Annotated in this window: 12 protein-coding genes; 4 read left to right on the plus strand and 8 right to left on the minus strand. The window is 73.0% G+C overall.

Features of this window, described 5'->3' with window-relative positions; genetic code table 11:
* Positions 1-237 precede the first annotated feature (237 nt).
* Positions 238-1293, minus strand: coding sequence for a LacI family DNA-binding transcriptional regulator (locus ACH45N_RS16775; protein ID WP_397395825.1), 1056 nt, complete (start codon positions 1291-1293; stop codon positions 238-240).
* 154 nt (positions 1294-1447) lie between these two features.
* Between ACH45N_RS16775 and ACH45N_RS16780 the strand changes: the two genes are divergently transcribed.
* Positions 1448-4372 (plus strand): CBM35 domain-containing protein, encoded by a 2925-nt coding sequence (locus ACH45N_RS16780; RefSeq protein ID WP_397395827.1) that lies wholly within the window; start codon positions 1448-1450, stop codon positions 4370-4372.
* A 108-nt stretch (positions 4373-4480) separates the two neighbouring features.
* Here ACH45N_RS16780 and ACH45N_RS16785 read toward each other — a convergent pair whose 3' ends face one another.
* From ACH45N_RS16785 to ACH45N_RS16800, 4 genes are read right to left on the minus strand one after another with little or no spacing between them, the layout of a single operon-like run.
* Positions 4481-5314 carry a carbohydrate ABC transporter permease gene (locus ACH45N_RS16785; protein WP_397395829.1) on the minus strand — a complete coding sequence of 278 codons (834 nt, stop codon included), beginning with the start codon at positions 5312-5314 and terminating at the stop codon, positions 4481-4483.
* On the minus strand, positions 5304-6245 hold the full coding sequence (locus tag ACH45N_RS16790) for a carbohydrate ABC transporter permease (protein WP_397395831.1): 942 nt from the start codon (positions 6243-6245) through the stop codon (positions 5304-5306). The genes ACH45N_RS16785 and ACH45N_RS16790 overlap by 11 nt, the downstream gene beginning before the upstream one ends.
* Positions 6242-7537 carry an ABC transporter substrate-binding protein gene (locus ACH45N_RS16795; RefSeq protein ID WP_397395833.1) on the minus strand — a complete coding sequence of 432 codons (1296 nt, stop codon included), beginning with the start codon at positions 7535-7537 and terminating at the stop codon, positions 6242-6244. The genes ACH45N_RS16790 and ACH45N_RS16795 overlap by 4 nt, the downstream gene beginning before the upstream one ends.
* Complete coding sequence (locus ACH45N_RS16800; RefSeq protein ID WP_397395835.1) at positions 7534-9066, minus strand: sulfatase-like hydrolase/transferase; 1533 nt, start codon at positions 9064-9066, stop codon at positions 7534-7536. Before ACH45N_RS16800 ends, ACH45N_RS16795 begins: the two co-directional genes overlap by 4 nt.
* A 194-nt stretch (positions 9067-9260) precedes the next feature.
* Here ACH45N_RS16800 and ACH45N_RS16805 point away from each other — a divergent pair, with 194 nt between their 5' ends.
* Complete coding sequence (locus ACH45N_RS16805) at positions 9261-10301, plus strand: LacI family DNA-binding transcriptional regulator (RefSeq protein ID WP_397395837.1); 1041 nt, start codon at positions 9261-9263, stop codon at positions 10299-10301.
* A gap of 9 nt (positions 10302-10310) precedes the next feature.
* Here ACH45N_RS16805 and ACH45N_RS16810 read toward each other — a convergent pair whose 3' ends face one another.
* Entirely contained in the window at positions 10311-11396 is a 1086-nt protein-coding gene (locus ACH45N_RS16810) for a Gfo/Idh/MocA family protein (protein WP_397395839.1), read from the minus strand.
* The gene (locus ACH45N_RS16815; protein WP_397395841.1) at positions 11381-12091 is read right to left on the minus strand and encodes a ThuA domain-containing protein; all 711 of its coding nucleotides are present in this window, start codon (positions 12089-12091) and stop codon (positions 11381-11383) included. Before ACH45N_RS16815 ends, ACH45N_RS16810 begins: the two co-directional genes overlap by 16 nt.
* A gap of 133 nt (positions 12092-12224) precedes the next feature.
* Between ACH45N_RS16815 and ACH45N_RS16820 the strand changes: the two genes are divergently transcribed.
* Both ACH45N_RS16820 and ACH45N_RS16825 read left to right on the plus strand, forming a co-directional pair.
* Positions 12225-13238, plus strand: a complete 1014-nt coding sequence (locus ACH45N_RS16820) for a LacI family DNA-binding transcriptional regulator (RefSeq protein WP_397395843.1) — start codon at positions 12225-12227, stop codon at positions 13236-13238.
* Between the two features lie 39 nt (positions 13239-13277).
* Entirely contained in the window at positions 13278-14183 is a 906-nt protein-coding gene (locus ACH45N_RS16825; protein ID WP_397395845.1) for an alpha/beta fold hydrolase, read from the plus strand.
* A gap of 32 nt (positions 14184-14215) precedes the next feature.
* Here the strand turns inward: ACH45N_RS16825 and ACH45N_RS16830 are convergent, their stop codons facing one another.
* Positions 14216-14455 (minus strand): hypothetical protein, encoded by a 240-nt coding sequence (locus ACH45N_RS16830; protein ID WP_397395847.1) that lies wholly within the window; start codon positions 14453-14455, stop codon positions 14216-14218.
* Positions 14456-14457: the final 2 nt, after the last annotated feature.

The following is a 14457-nucleotide window of genomic DNA, read 5'->3' on the forward strand; positions in this document are numbered from 1 at the left end:
TTACGCCCCTGAGGGGGTAACGCTGAGCTAGCAATGTTTGCTCAGCGTTACCCCCTCGGCGGAGTAGGCGTTGCCAGAAGGCCTCAGTCGCTCGAGCCCGCAGGAACGACCTCGGCCAGCCGCACGTCGACCACCGCATCCCCGCCCCTCGGCGAAGGCCTCGACGCCCACCGCATCAGGCCCCGGGAGGACGAGCTCGACGATCTCCCCGGGGAACGTCGTCGGACGACGGCGGCGTCACCCCCGGGGCGGCCCGACCGAACCCCGCTCGACCAGGTGCACGTCGAGCGAGACGGGCTCGCGGGGGCCCCGGCTCTGGCCGGTCTTCGCGGGTTCGACCCCGCGCTCGACCTTCCCGGGCTCGATCTCCTCCAGGATGATGCGGGAGGCCTCGGCGACCTTGGCCGCCATGTCCTGCGCGACCGTGGTGAGGCCCGGGGTCGTGTACCGGGCGAAGTCGAGGTCGTCGAACCCGATCACCGACACGTCCCCGGGCACCGACCCGCCCGCCTCGACGATGCCCGCCATGATGCCGACCGCGAGATGGTCAGCCGTGGCGAACACCGCTGTCACCCCGGGGTGGTCGCGGCGCAGCCGGAGGCCGAGGCGGCGGCCGTCCTCGAACGAGGTGAGCACCTCCACGGCGTGGACGTGCCGCGGGTCGAGGCCCGCCGCCAGGCAGGCCTCGCGGAAGCCCGCCCACCGCTGGCCGACCACGCCGAGGCCCTGGTAGGGCGGCCCGGCGAACAGCACGTGCCGGTGCCCGGCGTCGGCCAGGCGCGCGCCGGCCAGGCGGCCGCCCGCGTGGTCGTCGCTGCGCACGCCGATGGTGCGCGGGTTCGCGGAGTAGCTGTCGATGGCGACGACCGGCACGGCGTCGACCCGGAGCCGGTCGATCTGCTCGTCCGGGAACTCGACCAGCACCACACCGTCGAGCGACCAGCCGCGCACGGTCTGGGCCACCTGGTCCTCGTGCTCGATGCCGCGCAGCAGCACGTGGTAGCCGCGATGGCGCAGGTGGGTCTCCATGCCGCCGACGACGGCCACCGTGTGCGGACTGACCAGCAGGCTGTTGTTCTCCCCCACCGGCACGAGCGCCGCCACGATGTGCGAGCTGTTCGCCGCGAGGCTGCGGGCCGGGATGTTGGGCACGTAGCCGAGCCGGGCGGCGATGCCGAGGACCCGCTCGATGGTGGCGGGCGAGACGCGGGCGCGCTTGCCGTTCATCACGTTCGAGACGGTCATGACGCTGACGCCGGCCTCGTCGGCGATGTCGCTCAGTCGCGTGGTCACGCGCACCTCCCCCGTCGGCCTCCGGCTCCAGCCGCATCCTAGGTCGCTCTTGACCGGACGGTCGGCATGCCCGTACCGTCTCACGAAGTTTACCGCTAAACCTTGCTGTTCATGGACGACACAGCACGTGCGCATCCCGGTCGAAGGAGATCTCATGCCGCGCAGAACTGACACCCGCACGTCCCCCGCCTGGCGCAGACGCCTGGCCCTGCTGGCAGCCCTCGCGGTCGCCGGCTCCGCCCTCGTGACCGCGACCGCGGTCCCGGCGGGCGCCGCGACCACCCGCTACCAAGCGGAGCAGGCCGCCCTGACCGGCGGCGCCGCCGTCGCCGCGGAGCACGCCGGGTACACCGGCTCCGGGTTCGTGGGCGGCTACACCGACGGCAACAAGGGCGCCGCGACGACGACGTTCGCGGTCACCGCGGCGGCGTCCGGCCCGCACACGCTGGCCCTGCGCTACGCCAACGGCACGGGCGCGGCCAAGACCCTCACGCTCCTGGTGGACGGCGCCGCCCAGCAGGTCACGCTCCCGGCCACGGCGGGCTGGTCCACCTGGGCCACGCAGAGCACCGTCGTCACGCTGAACGCGGGCAGTCACTCGGTCGCCTACCGGTTCGGCTCCGCCGACTCCGGCAACGTGAACCTCGACGCCCTCGACGTCAGCGACTCGGGTGGCTCCACCGGCGCCGACTACGGCCCCGGTCCGACGTTCGAGGCGGAGGCGGCGACCCTCGCCGGCGGCGCCGTGACCGCCACGGACCACACCGGCTTCTCCGGCACCGGGTTCGTGGGCGGGTTCACGGACGGCAACGCCGGCTCGGCGTCGGTCACGTTCAAGGTGCAGGTCGCGACGGCCGGCGCCAAGGACCTGACGATCCGGTACGCCAACGGCACCGGCTCGGGGCGCACGCTGTCCCTCTACGACGGCGGCACGAGGCTCACGCAGCTCTCCCTGCCCGCGACCGCGAGCTGGGACACCTGGGGCACCGTGACCCACACCGCGACGCTGAGCGCGGGCAACCACGACCTGCGGCTGGCCTACGCCTCGGGCGACAACGGCAACGCGAACCTCGACAAGCTCGACGTCGGTACGAACGTGCCGCCGCAGCCCGCGGGACCGGGCGAGGCCGAGAACGCCTACCGCTCCGGGAACGCCGCCGTCGCGAGCGCCACGGCCGGCTTCACGGGCGCGGGCTACGTGGGCGGCTTCACGGCGGCGGGCGCGCGCGTGCTGCGCACGGTCCAGGCCGGTTCGGCGGGCACGGCGACGGCGACGATCCGGTTCGCGACCCCCGCGGGCGCGCGCACCCTCGACCTGCTGGTCAACGGCCGGGTCACCGGCCAGGTGGCCTTCGCCGCGGGCAGCGGCTGGCGCACCGTGACGGCGAGCGTCCCGGTGCGGGCGGGCGTCAACACGGTGGGCCTGCGGGCGGCGGGGTCGGGGGCCGACGTGCTGGTCGACAGCCTCGCGGTGTCCGGCGAGACGGACCTCGCGGCGCGCGGCGCTTCGACGTCGTACACGCAGTACGAGGCCGAGGCGGGGACGACGACGGGCACCAGGCTCACGCCGTCGCGCACCTACGGCACGGTGCAGGCGGAGTCGAGCGGCCGCAGCGCCGTCCGGCTGGACGCCGTCGGCGAGCAGGTGGACCTGACCCTGACCGCCCCGGCGAGCGGCCTGGTGCTGCGCTACTCGATCCCCGACGACGCGGCCGGCACCGGGCAGACGTCGCCCCTGGCGGTGTACGCGAACGGGACCAAGCTCAAGGACGTGACGCTCACCTCGGCGCACTCCTGGCAGTACGGCGAGTACCCGTTCCACAACGACCCGGCGCTGGGCGGCGCGCACCGGTTCTATGACGAGCTGCGGTTCGAGATCCCGGAGCAGCCGGCCGGCACGGTGCTCCGGCTCCAGAAGGACTCGGGCGCGGTCGCGCACATCGACCTCGACCTCGTCGAGGCCGAGCGCGTCGCCCCGGCGCTCACCGCGCCGTCGGGCGCCGTCCCGATCACGGCGCACGGCGCGACGTCGGGCGGGGGCGACGACACCGCGGCGATCACGGCGGCCGTGGCCGCGGCCAAGGCCGCGGGCGTGCCGGTCTGGATCCCGGCCGGGACCTTCCACGTGAACGACGCGATCCGGGTCGCGGGCGTGACCGTGCTCGGCGCCGGCCCGTGGCACTCGGTGATCGTGGGCACGGGCCGGGCGGGCGGCTTCTACGCGACGGGCGGCGGGGTGACCATCGCGGACGTCGCGATCTTCGGCTCCGCCACCGTGCGCGAGGACGCCGAGGGGCAGGCCGCGATCGAGGGCGACTTCACGGGGGACTCCCTGCTGCAGAACATCTGGGTGCAGCACACCAAGGTGGGGCTGTGGGTGCGGCCCGGTTCCCGGGACCTGCTGGCGGTCGGGCTGCGGGTGCGCGACACGTACGCCGACGGTGTGAACCTGCGCTCGGGCGTGACCAACGCGCAGGTGACCCAGTCGACGTTCCGCAACACCGGCGACGACTCGCTGGCCACGTGGTCGGACGGCGCCGCCGTCAGCGGCAGCGTGTTCTCCTTCAACACCGTGCAGGCCCCGGCGCTGGCCAACGGCCTGGCCGTGTACGGCGGCGGGGGCGGCAACCGCGTCGAGGACAACCTCGTGGCCGACACCGTCAACGCGGCCGCGGGCATCGCGGTCAGCACCCGGTTCGGCGTCCCGTTCACGGGCACGACGACGGTGGCCCGCAACACGCTGACCCGCACGGGCAGCCGGGAGCCCAACTGGCCGGCCGAGCTGGGCGCGCTGTGGGTCTACGCCGACGTGCACGCCATCGACGCGCCGATCGTGATCCGCGACCTGACCATCCAGGACAGCACCTACGCGGGGGTGCTGATGTCGTGGCAGAAGTCGATCCAGCAGGTCAGCCTCGACCGGGTGAGCGTCACCGGCTCGGGCACCTACGGCATCGAGCTGCACGCCGCGGGCAGCGCCACGTTCGCGAACACGACCGTGTCCGGCTCCGGGACGGCGGGGCTGCTGAACGACATGGGCTTCGTGCTCAACCGGCTCGGGGGCAACTCCGGGTTCTGACCCGTTTGACCGCCGGGGCGGCCCGGGCCCACGTCCTGTGGGCCCGGGCCGCTCCGCTCGTCCGGAAGGCGGCCCGTCCGGAAGGCGGCTCGCCCGGACGCCGTCGGACTACTTGCCGCCGGTCGTCGCGATCCCCTGGACGATGTACCTCTGCCCCACGAGGAACACCACGAACACCGGGACCAGGCTCACGACCGACATCGCGAACAGCGGCCCCCAGCTGCTGGCGCTCGTCGAGTCGACCAGCGAGCGCAGCGCGACCGACGTGCTGAACATCGCCGGGTCGGTGAGGTAGATCAGCTGGGTGAAGAAGTCGTTCCAGGTCCAGATGAACGTGAAGATCGTGGTGGTCACCAGCGCCGGGCGCATGAGCGGCAGCAGGATCTGGGCGTAGATCCGGAAGAACCCGGCGCCGTCGATCCGCGCGGCCTCGTCGAGCTCGCGCGGGATGCCGCGGATGAACTGCACCATGAGGAACACGAAGAACGCGTCCGTGGCCAGCAGCTTGGGCACGATGAGCGGCCAGAACGTGTTGACCCAGCCGAGCTGGGAGAAGATCACGTACTGCGGCACGATCACGACGTGGATCGGCAGCATGATCGTGAGCAGCATGACGCCGAAGAACACGCGCCGTCCGCGGAACCGCAGGCGGGCGAACGCGTAGGCCGCCATCGAGCAGGAGACCAGGTTGCCGACGATGGCGCCCAGGGCGATGAGGCTGGAGTTGACCAGGTACCGGCTGAACGGCAGCCCGGCGCTGTCCCAGCCCTCGACGAAGTTGGCGAAGTCGTCGCCCGCCGGCCACAGGCCGGGCGACGTGAAGATGTCCGGCTCGTCGCGGACCGCGCTGACCAGCATCCAGGCCAGCGGGTAGGTCATCGCCAGCCCGATCAGGATGACGACGAGGTGCTTGCTCGCGGTCTTGAGCGCGTCAGTCGTCATAGAACACCCAGAATCGTGAGGCGAGGAAGTTGATGGCGGTGAAGGCGGCGACGATCACCAGCAGCACCCAGGCCATGGCGGACGCGTACCCCATCTGGAAGTTGCCGAAGCCCGTCTGGTAGAGGTACAGCGTGAAGAACATGGTCGCGTCGGAGGGGCCACCGGTGCCGCCGGACACGATGAAGGCCTGCGTGAACGCCTGGAACGCGTGGATGATCTGCAGCACCACGTTGAAGAAGATGATCGGCGTGATCATCGGCAGCGTGATCCGGGCGAACCGCGCCCAGCGCCCGGCGCCGTCCACGGCCGCCGCCTCGTAGAGCGAGACGGGCACCTGTCGCAGGCCGGCCAGGAAGATGACCATCGGGGCGCCGAAGGTCCAGACGTTGAGCACCACGAGCGTGCCGAGCGCGGTGTCGGGGTCGGCCACCCAGGCGGGGGCGTCGTGCACGCCGAGCAGCGCGAGCCCCTGGTTGACCAGGCCGTCCGCGCCGAACAGCCGTCGCCACAGCACGGCGACGGCGACCGACCCGCCCAGCAGCGAGGGCAGGTAGTACACGGACCGGTAGAAGGCCAGGCCGCGCATCCCCTGGTTGAGCACCACCGCGATGCCCAGGGCGGCGGCGAGCTGCAGCGGCACGGAGACGAACACGTAGACGAACGTGACGCCCAGCGAGTTGAGCAGCCGTTCGTCGTCGAGCATCTGCACGTAGTTGGCCAGGCCGAGGAACTCGGGTGGCTGGAGCAGGTTGTAGTCCGTGAGCGAGACGTAGAGCGATGCCACCATGGGCCCGGCCGTGATGAGCACGAGGCCCGCGAGCCACGGCACCAGGAAGAGGTAGGCGGCGCGCTCCTCCTTGCGTGCTGCCTCGCTCAGCACCTGGGACTTCTCCTGCGTGCGCAGGGTGCGCAGCTCGCCGAGCGCGTTCATCGCAGCACCCGCGCGGACTGCTCGAAGAACTCCGTGGCGGCCTCGGACACGCCCGCCTCGCCGAAGCCGACGTCTTGCCCGAGCTTGGTGAACAGGGTGAGCAGCTCGTTGTAGCCGAGCGGCCACGCCGGGGGCGCGGGCGGGACGACGTCGGCGATGCGGCCCACGTAGTCGACGGCGCGCTGCTCCGCGGACCCGGCGTCCAGGTCCAGCAGGCCGATCGCGCGCTGCGACGGCGGCACCCCGAGCACGATGCCGAGGGTCCGGATCGCGTCGTCGTCGTTCACGAGGAAGTCGATGATCCGGGCGGCCTCGTCGGGCTGGGAGCTCGTCGAGGCGATGGACCAGAAGTCGAGGCACTTGACGAACAGGCCCGAGGTGCCCGTGCCGGCGGTCGGCGGCGTCAGGATGTCGAGCGGGCCGTCGAGGAACGGCTGCACGAATGCGACCTGCTGCACCCAGCCGAACCCCACGGGCGTGGTGCCCTTGGCGAGCGGCCAGGTGTCGAAGCCCGCGACCTCGGCCGACACGGCCGCCGGGGGCGCGCCGCGGTGGGCGCGCAGGTCGTCCCAGTAGGCCCACCACTCCTCGAGCACGCCCTGGTCGAACGCGAGGTTCGAGCCGTCCGGAGTGAACATCTCCGTGCCGTGCTCGCGCACGTACGACTCGAAGAGCTGGAGGCTGCCGCCCTGGTCCATGGACCCGTAGACGTCGTCGCGCGCGGCGCCGACCTCCTTGGCCCAGGTGCCGAAGTCGGCCCAGGTCCACGACTCGTCGACGGCGGGCACGCCGAGCGCGGTCACCAGGTCGCGGTTGACGAACGCGGCGTTGGCGATGGAGCTCTGGCTGATGCCGTAGTACGTCCCGTCGATGCGGGCGCTGTCGGCGATGTCGGGGGCCATGTCGTCGATGCGGATCTTGGTGCCGGACGTGCCGGCCTTGCCGAGGTAGGCCGACAGGTCGGTCAGCGCGCCGCGGTCGGCGTAGTCGGCGAGGTAGCTCATGGACATGCGCATCACGTCCGGGGCGGACCGCCCCGCCGTCTGCGTGGCGAGCCGGTCCCAGTAGTCGTCGAACGCCGAGAACTGCGCCACCACGTCGACGTCGGGGTGCTTGGCGCCGTAGAGCCGGACCAGCTCCTGCATGGCCTCGTGGACCGGGTCGCCCCCGTACCAGCTCAGGCCGGGCTTGCCGGGCGGGGAGCCCTGCGGGCCGCACGCCGCGAGGGACGCCGCCGCGAGGCCCGCGAGCGTCACGCCCAGGAGCTGGCGGCGGGTGAGGTCGGGGGTCATGCGGGGGCTCCCTGCTCTGCGTCGCCTGCGACGGCGTCGAAGACCCAGTTGTGGGGCGCGCGCTTGGCCGTGTAGGCGCCCGTGGGCAGCTCGTCCTGCGCGCGCAGCATCCACTGCGTCATCCGCCAGAGCAGGTCGGCCCGGGCGGCGGCATGGGCGGGGTCGTCGAAGAGGTCGTGCACCTCGGTCGGGTCCGCGGCCAGGTCGTACAGCTCGCCGGTGCCGTCGCTGTGCACGATCAGCTTGAGGTCGCCGTGACGCAGCATCCGCGAGCGCCCGCTCTGGGTGACGGTGTTGAGCTCGTCGAACGTGCGGCCCTCGTACGGGAAGTGCAGCGGCGGGCGTTCGTGGGCGCCGTAGGTGAGGCCGCCGAAGCCGCGCTCGGCGTAGACGTCGTCGAACTCCGGCGAGGTGCGCTCGCCGTCGAGCAGGAGCGGGGCGAGGCTGCGGCCGGTGACGCCGTCGGGGATCGGGGCGCCGACCAGCTCGGCGAGCGTGGGCAGGAGGTCCACGATCGAGACGAGCTCGGGTCGGGTGCGGGCGGCGACCGGGCCGCCGCTGAGGAAGAACGGGATGCGCATCAGCACCTCGGGCAGGCCGGCGCCCTTGCGCTGGAGCCCGTACTCGGCCACGTAGTCACCGTGGTCGCTGACCATCACGACCAGCACGTCGTCGCCGAGCGTGGCCCAGACGTGCTCCATGAGGCGGCGCACCTGGTCGTCGAGCAGGCGGAGCTGGCCGCAGTAGTTGGCGCGGTAGCGGGCGCGCTCGTCGTCGTACCCGGGGCGCTTGGTCTCGACGAGGTCCCGGAGCCAGGCCCAGTGCCCGCCCTTGGCGGTGGCGACGTCCGGGCCGTGCAGCCGCTCGGGGATGTCGCGGGTGTCCCACATGCTGAAGTACGGCTCGGGCACCTGGTACGGGTTGTGGGGCTCGGGGAAGGAGACCCACAGGAAGGTGGGCTGTGCGGCGGCGTCAGGCCCGTGGGCGGCAGACCGCCGGGCGGCCTCGGTGACTGCCTCGACCGCGTCGGAGACGATGCGGTACGGGAGGGAGTCCTCCAGGGGGAACGGCGTCGGCTCGGGCGCGACGCCGTGGTCGAGCTCGTCGAGCCAGCGGTCGAACGCCTCGTGGCCAGGGGTGTGCTGAGGCCCCCCGGTGTGCCAGTACGGGCCCCGGTAGGCGTCGAAGTCGTCGGGGCCGCGGTGCATGTGCGGCTTGCCCGCGAAGATGCGGTGGTAGCCCGCCTCCCCCAGCACGTCGAGCAGGTCCCGGTCGAACCGGGCCGCGCCGGGGGTGCTGTTCTGGGTCACGCCGTGCGCCGACGGGAAGCGGCCCGTCAGCAGGCTCACGCGGGCCGGTACGCACAGCGGCGAGCTGGTGTAGCCCCGCTGGAAGTCGGTGCCGCGGGCGGCGAGCTCGTCGAGGAACGGGGTGGTGTCCAGCGGGAACCCCGACCGGGCGGACAGGTCGGCCCGGTGCTGGTCGGTCATGATCAGGACGATGTGCGGCGCGTTGGCCGGCGCTTCCATGTCTTCCCCTCGCGGTGGCTCTCCTGGCGGAGCGGCCCGACATCGTGGACACGGGTCGAACCTTGCCACGATGCAAGCCGATCGGCCCGCACACTATCCAGTAGGCTTGCCGCGATGCAATAGCAGCGCCGCTGAGCAGGCCGGACACGGCAGCTGCGGGCGCGGCGGTTCGGTGCGGACGCGAGGAGGCCGACGTGGGTCGACGCGAGGACGTCGCACGTCTCGCGGGCGTCTCGGCCCGCACCGTGTCCAACGTGGTCAGCGGCACGGTCAACGTCGCGGCCGGGACGCGGGAGCGCGTGCTCGCCGCCATCGAGGAGCTCGACTACCGCCCGAGCGAGATCGGCCGGATGCTGCGCTCCGGCCGCACGGGCATGGCCGGGCTCGTGGTCCCCGACCTCGACAACCCGTACTTCGCGGAGCTGGCCCGCAAGCTCATCGAGGCCGCCCGGGGCCACGGGTACACCCTCATGATCGAGCAGACCGACGGGGTCCGGGACCGCGAGCGCGAGCTGCTCGCCCGCGCCGAGACCAAGGCGGTCTTCGACGGCCTCATCGTCAGCCCGCTCAGCCTGACCGACGACGACCTGAGCCGGTCCTCGCGCACCCAGCGGCCCGTCGTGCTGCTCGGCGAGGAGCCGCACCCCGGGTTCGACCACGTGCACATCGACAACTTCGTGGCTGCCCGCGAGGCGGTCGAGCACCTGCTGTCCGCCGGGCGGCAGCACGTCGTCGCGGTCGGCGCCCAGCGCGACAAGAAGTCGTCGAGCTCGCTCCGGCTGAGCGGGTTCGAGGCGGCGATGGGCGCCGCGCCCCACGCCACGGCGCAGGTCGCCTACGTCGACACGTTCACGCGGCGCGGCGGAGCGGACGCGACCCGGGCGCTCCTGCGCGGCAGCACCCTGCCGGACGCCCTGTTCTGCTTCTCCGACCTGCTCGCCCTCGGCGCGCTGCGCGCCCTGCACGAGGCGGGGATCGCCGTGCCCGAACAGGTGGCAGTCGTCGGGTTCGACGACATCGAGGACGGCCGGTACGGCACCCCCAGCCTCACGACGATCTCGCCCGACAAGGCCGCCATCGCACAGGCCGCCATGGACGCCCTGGTGCGGCGGATCGACGGCGACGAGAGCGGTGCGGCGCGGGTGCTCGCGCCGCACCGGCTGGTCGAGCGGGAGAGCTCCGCGGTCGCCGGCTCGTCACGCCCGGTCGGTCAGGGCCCGACCGACGGCGCGTGACGCCTCAGGTCAGCGCGGCGCGTCCGACAGCGGGACGGCTGCCGGCCGCTCGCACCGGCTCTCGACGGCGACGGTCGTGCCGCTGTCGGCGGCCGCGAGCAGCGCGGTCATGATCTCCAGCACGTGGTAGGCGAGCTCGCCGTCGGCCCGCGCGGGCACGCCGGCCGGCGTCGTCGCCAGGTCCGCGACGCCGTAGCCGCGGCCCGCGTCCCGGTAGCCGGCGCTGGGCGGCAGGGTCTGCCAGGAGCCGCCGAGCTCGTGCAGCTCGACGTCGCCGTCGAACTGGTTGGGGTCGGGGACCACGAGCGAGCCGGCCTGGCCGTGGACCTCGATGTTCGAGGCGCGTGTGGCGACGGAGTCGAAGCTCATCACCAGGGTCGAGAGCGCGCCCGAGACGTGCCGGAGCACCCCGGTCACGTGCGTGTCGACGTCCACCGGCACCGTCTCCCCCGCCCGGGGTCCGGACCCGATGGTGCGCGTCGCGCGGGTGTGGCTGGCCGCACCGACCACCGACTCGACCGGGCCGAGCAGCGTGACCAGCGCGGTCACGTAGTACGGGCCCATGTCCAGCAGCGGGCCGCCGCCGGGCTGGTAGTAGAAGTCGGGGTTGGGGTGCCAGCGCTCGTGGCCCGGCGTCGTCATGGTGGCGGTCGCGGCGACCGGAAGGCCGATCGCGCCGTCGTCGATGGCCTTGCGCGCCGTCTGCAGGCCCGTCCCGAGCACGGTGTCCGGGGCGCAGCCCACCCGCACCCCGGCGGCCCGGGCGGCGTCCAGCACCGTGCGGGCCTCCGCCGGCGTGACCGCGAGCGGCTTCTCGCCGTACACGTGCTTGCCGCCGGCGATGGCCTGCAGGGCGATCTCGGCGTGGGCGGCGGGGATCGTGAGGTTGAGGACGAGGTCCACCTCGGGGTCCGTCGTCAGCTCCGCGACGGTCAGGGCGCGGACACCCTGCTCGGCGGCCACCGCCTTCGCGCGGTCGGCGTCGAGGTCGGCCACGGCGACCAGGCGGACGGCGTCCAGCCGCTCGAACGTGGACAGGTACTGGCCGGCGATCGCCCCGACCCCGACGATCCCTACCTTCAGCGGCTGGCCCACAGGATTCCCCTCTCGATGACGGTGCGGACGTTCGGGTGGTCGACGACGGCGAGCTCGTGGCCCGGCGTCGAGACGAAGATGCGGCCCGCGCCCCACTGCCGGGTCCAGATCGCGGGGCAGGTGACGGGCCGGTGCCACGGGTCGAAGTCGCGCGCGGCGAGCGTCGTGGTGGCCAGCACGTCGTTGTACTCGTCGGACAGCACCCAGTACTGCTCGGTCGTCAGCTCGAAGTCGGCGAGCCCGGCGACGATCGGGTGGTCGGCGCGCTCCGGCACGATGTCGATGGTGTGCCGCACGAAGTTGTCGGCAGCCTCCCCCGCCAGCTCCGCGCGCGGCGCCTTGGGCGGGTGGGTGGCGAACTGGCCGCCGATGAGCTGCAGGTAGTCGGAGCTGTTGCGGTAGGAGTCGGCGATGCCGCCGTGCCACCCCGCCAGCCCCGTGCCCGCCGCGACCGCTGCGATCAGGCCGCTCAGCTCGGCGTTCTCGATGGTGCTCATGGTCACGGTCTGCACGATGACGTCGACGCCGGCCAGGTAGTCGGCGTCGGCGTACACGGCGGTCGAGTCCTCGACCCGGACCTCGTAGCCATGCTCGGCCAGGAACGGGAGGAAAGAGTCGGTGGTCTCGACGGGCTGGTGCCCGGTCCACCCTCCGCGCACGACCAGTGCGCGTTTCGTGCTCGACGTCGTCGTCATAGATGCTCCGCTCCGGAAAGTTGCGCAAATCGCGGCCCGATGGGTGCCAGCCAACCTTTGATACACGAGGACTTTTGCCGGATCAACCCCCAATAAGTTGCGCAACTTTTGCCGACGTCGCTACGGTCACGGGATGCCGAACCCTCGCCGGACCACGCTCGCCGACGTCGCGCAGGCGGCCGGGACGACGGTGCCCACGGTCTCCAAGGTGCTCAGCGGCCGCTCGGACGTCTCCGCGGGCACCCGCGGCCGGGTCATGCGCATCGTCGCGGAGCTCGGGTACCGCGGCAGGTCGGGCCGGGACGCCGCGCCGCGCGGTGAGAGCTCGTTCGTCGACCTCGTGCTGAGCGGGATCGAGGGCACGTGGGCCAACCGGGCACTGAGCGGTGTGGAGCAGGCCGCCGAGGCGGCGGGCCTCGACGTCGTCGTCTCCGTGGCCCGGCCGCCCGACGACGCCTGGCTCACCCGCCTGCTCGCGCGGCGTCCGCGCGGCGCCGTGCTCGCCCTGGTCGACACCAGCGCCGAGCAGCTCGCGACGCTCGCCGCCGCGCGGGTGCCGATCGTGCTGCTGGACCCGGTGCGGCAGCCGCCGTCGTCCGTCGCGAGCGTGGGCGCGGCCAACTGGGCCGGTGGGCGGGCGGCCGCCGAGCACCTGCTGGCCCTGGGGCACCGGCGGTTCGCGATCCTGGCCGGGCAGCGCACCCACCTCTACAGCCAGGCCCGCATCGACGGGTTCCGCTCCGCCGTCACGCAGGCGGGCCTCGACCTGCCCGACGACCGGGTGGTGCACACCGACTGGCGGCGCGACCGTGCCACGGAGCAGGCCCTCGACCTCCTGCGGGGTGGGACGACGCCGACGGCGGTCTTCGCGTGCTCGGACGCCATCGCGCTCGGGGCGTACGACGCCGCCGCCGCGCTCGGGCTGCGCATCCCGGAGGACGTCAGCGTGGTCGGCTTCGACGACCTGCCCGAGGCGCGCTGGCTCAGCCCCGCGCTGACCACGGTGCACCAGCCCATCGCCGAGATGGGCGGGGCGGCGCTGCGCATGCTGCTGCGCATCAGCGGCGACGTGCCACGGGAGGCGCCCCGGGAGGAGCTCGCGACGCGGCTCGTGGTCCGGGGGTCGACGGCAGCGGCGACTGGCTGAACCTTGTCACAGTTCCGGACGGTATGCGGTCATGGTGGCGTGACCTCGAACAGCCTCGCCCCCGGCACCCACACGATTCCCGTCCAGCACGAAACCTCCTTGATCGACCAGCGCTACCACGTCGCGGGCAGCGGCCCCGTGTGCGTCGTCCACCCGGGCGGGCCCGGGATCGGCTGGGACTACCTGCGCATGCCCGAGCTGGAACGGACCATGACCCTGGTGTACGTCGAGCCCGTCGGCACCGGGGCCTCGGGCCGCCTCGATGATCCGCGCGGCTACAACCTGGCCACGTACACCCACTTCCTGCACGCGGTGGTGGAGCACCTGCGCCTGCCGCGGGTCATGGTGCTCGGGCACTCCCACGGCGGGTTCGTGGCCCAGCGGTACGCGCTCGACCACCCCGACCGCGTGGCGTCGCTGGTCCTGTACGACACCTCCCCCGTGACCGGTGACGACTTCTGGCAGACGGCGGTCGGCAACATGGAGCGGTTCGCGGACCGCCACCTCGCCGAGCACCCCGAGGTGGCCGGCTACGTCGCCGCCCTGACCGGCCGGCCCGAACCGTCCGACGACGAGGGCGCGACGGAGGTGCTGCGCAGGATCTCGCCGACCTACTTCCACGACTACTGGGGCCACGAGTCCGACTTCGCCGCCGGGCGCGACGCCCTGCGCATGTACGCCGCCCCGGCGTGGGGCGAGGGCCCGGCCTTCGACGTGCGGGAGGAGCTGCCCGCGATCACGGCGCCCACGCCGGTGCTGGTGGGCGACGACGACTTCATCTGCGGTCCGCGCTGGGCCCGGATGATCCAGGAGGCGGTGCCCGGCTCCCGGCTGGCGGTCCTGGAGCGGACCGGGCACCTGGGCCACATCGAGAGCCCCGGCCAGCTGACCGCGGCGGTGACCGGATTTCTCGCCACGGTGGGCGACGGGGGCCTCGTGAGCTGATCGGACGCGGACGACGGACCTGTCCGGGCGGATCAGCCGCCCGGACAGGCGCTGTCGTCACCCGAGTGCTCGACGCAACCGGTCCACGGCGTGTGCCCGTGCTCAGGACTCGGCACCTCGGACGACGGCACCGCCCACAGGACCGCGACGTCGGGCACGACCAGGCCCATCGGGCCGTGCCAGAGGAAGATCCAGCTCGCCTCGCGCCCGCCTCGAGCACCGGCGTGCCGGGGGGTCCTGACGACGGAGCTGTCGGCACTCGCGGCGGGCATGG

The organism is Promicromonospora sp. NPDC019610, from assembly GCF_044389365.1.
Classification (GTDB): domain Bacteria; phylum Actinomycetota; class Actinomycetes; order Actinomycetales; family Cellulomonadaceae; genus Promicromonospora.

Coding starts and splice junctions, on each gene's coding strand:
- ACH45N_RS16830 (WP_397395847.1), bottom strand. CDS start 14,455: ATGCCCGCCGCGAGTGCCGACAGCTCCGTCGTCAGGACCCCCCGGCAC.
- ACH45N_RS16785 (WP_397395829.1), bottom strand. CDS start 5,314: ATGACGACTGACGCGCTCAAGACCGCGAGCAAGCACCTCGTCGTCATC.
- ACH45N_RS16795 (WP_397395833.1), bottom strand. CDS start 7,537: ATGACCCCCGACCTCACCCGCCGCCAGCTCCTGGGCGTGACGCTCGCG.
- ACH45N_RS16815 (WP_397395841.1), bottom strand. CDS start 12,091: ATGACGACGACGTCGAGCACGAAACGCGCACTGGTCGTGCGCGGAGGG.
- ACH45N_RS16790 (WP_397395831.1), bottom strand. CDS start 6,245: ATGAACGCGCTCGGCGAGCTGCGCACCCTGCGCACGCAGGAGAAGTCC.
- ACH45N_RS16780 (WP_397395827.1), top strand. CDS start 1,448: ATGCCGCGCAGAACTGACACCCGCACGTCCCCCGCCTGGCGCAGACGC.
- ACH45N_RS16820 (WP_397395843.1), top strand. CDS start 12,225: ATGCCGAACCCTCGCCGGACCACGCTCGCCGACGTCGCGCAGGCGGCC.
- ACH45N_RS16800 (WP_397395835.1), bottom strand. CDS start 9,066: ATGGAAGCGCCGGCCAACGCGCCGCACATCGTCCTGATCATGACCGAC.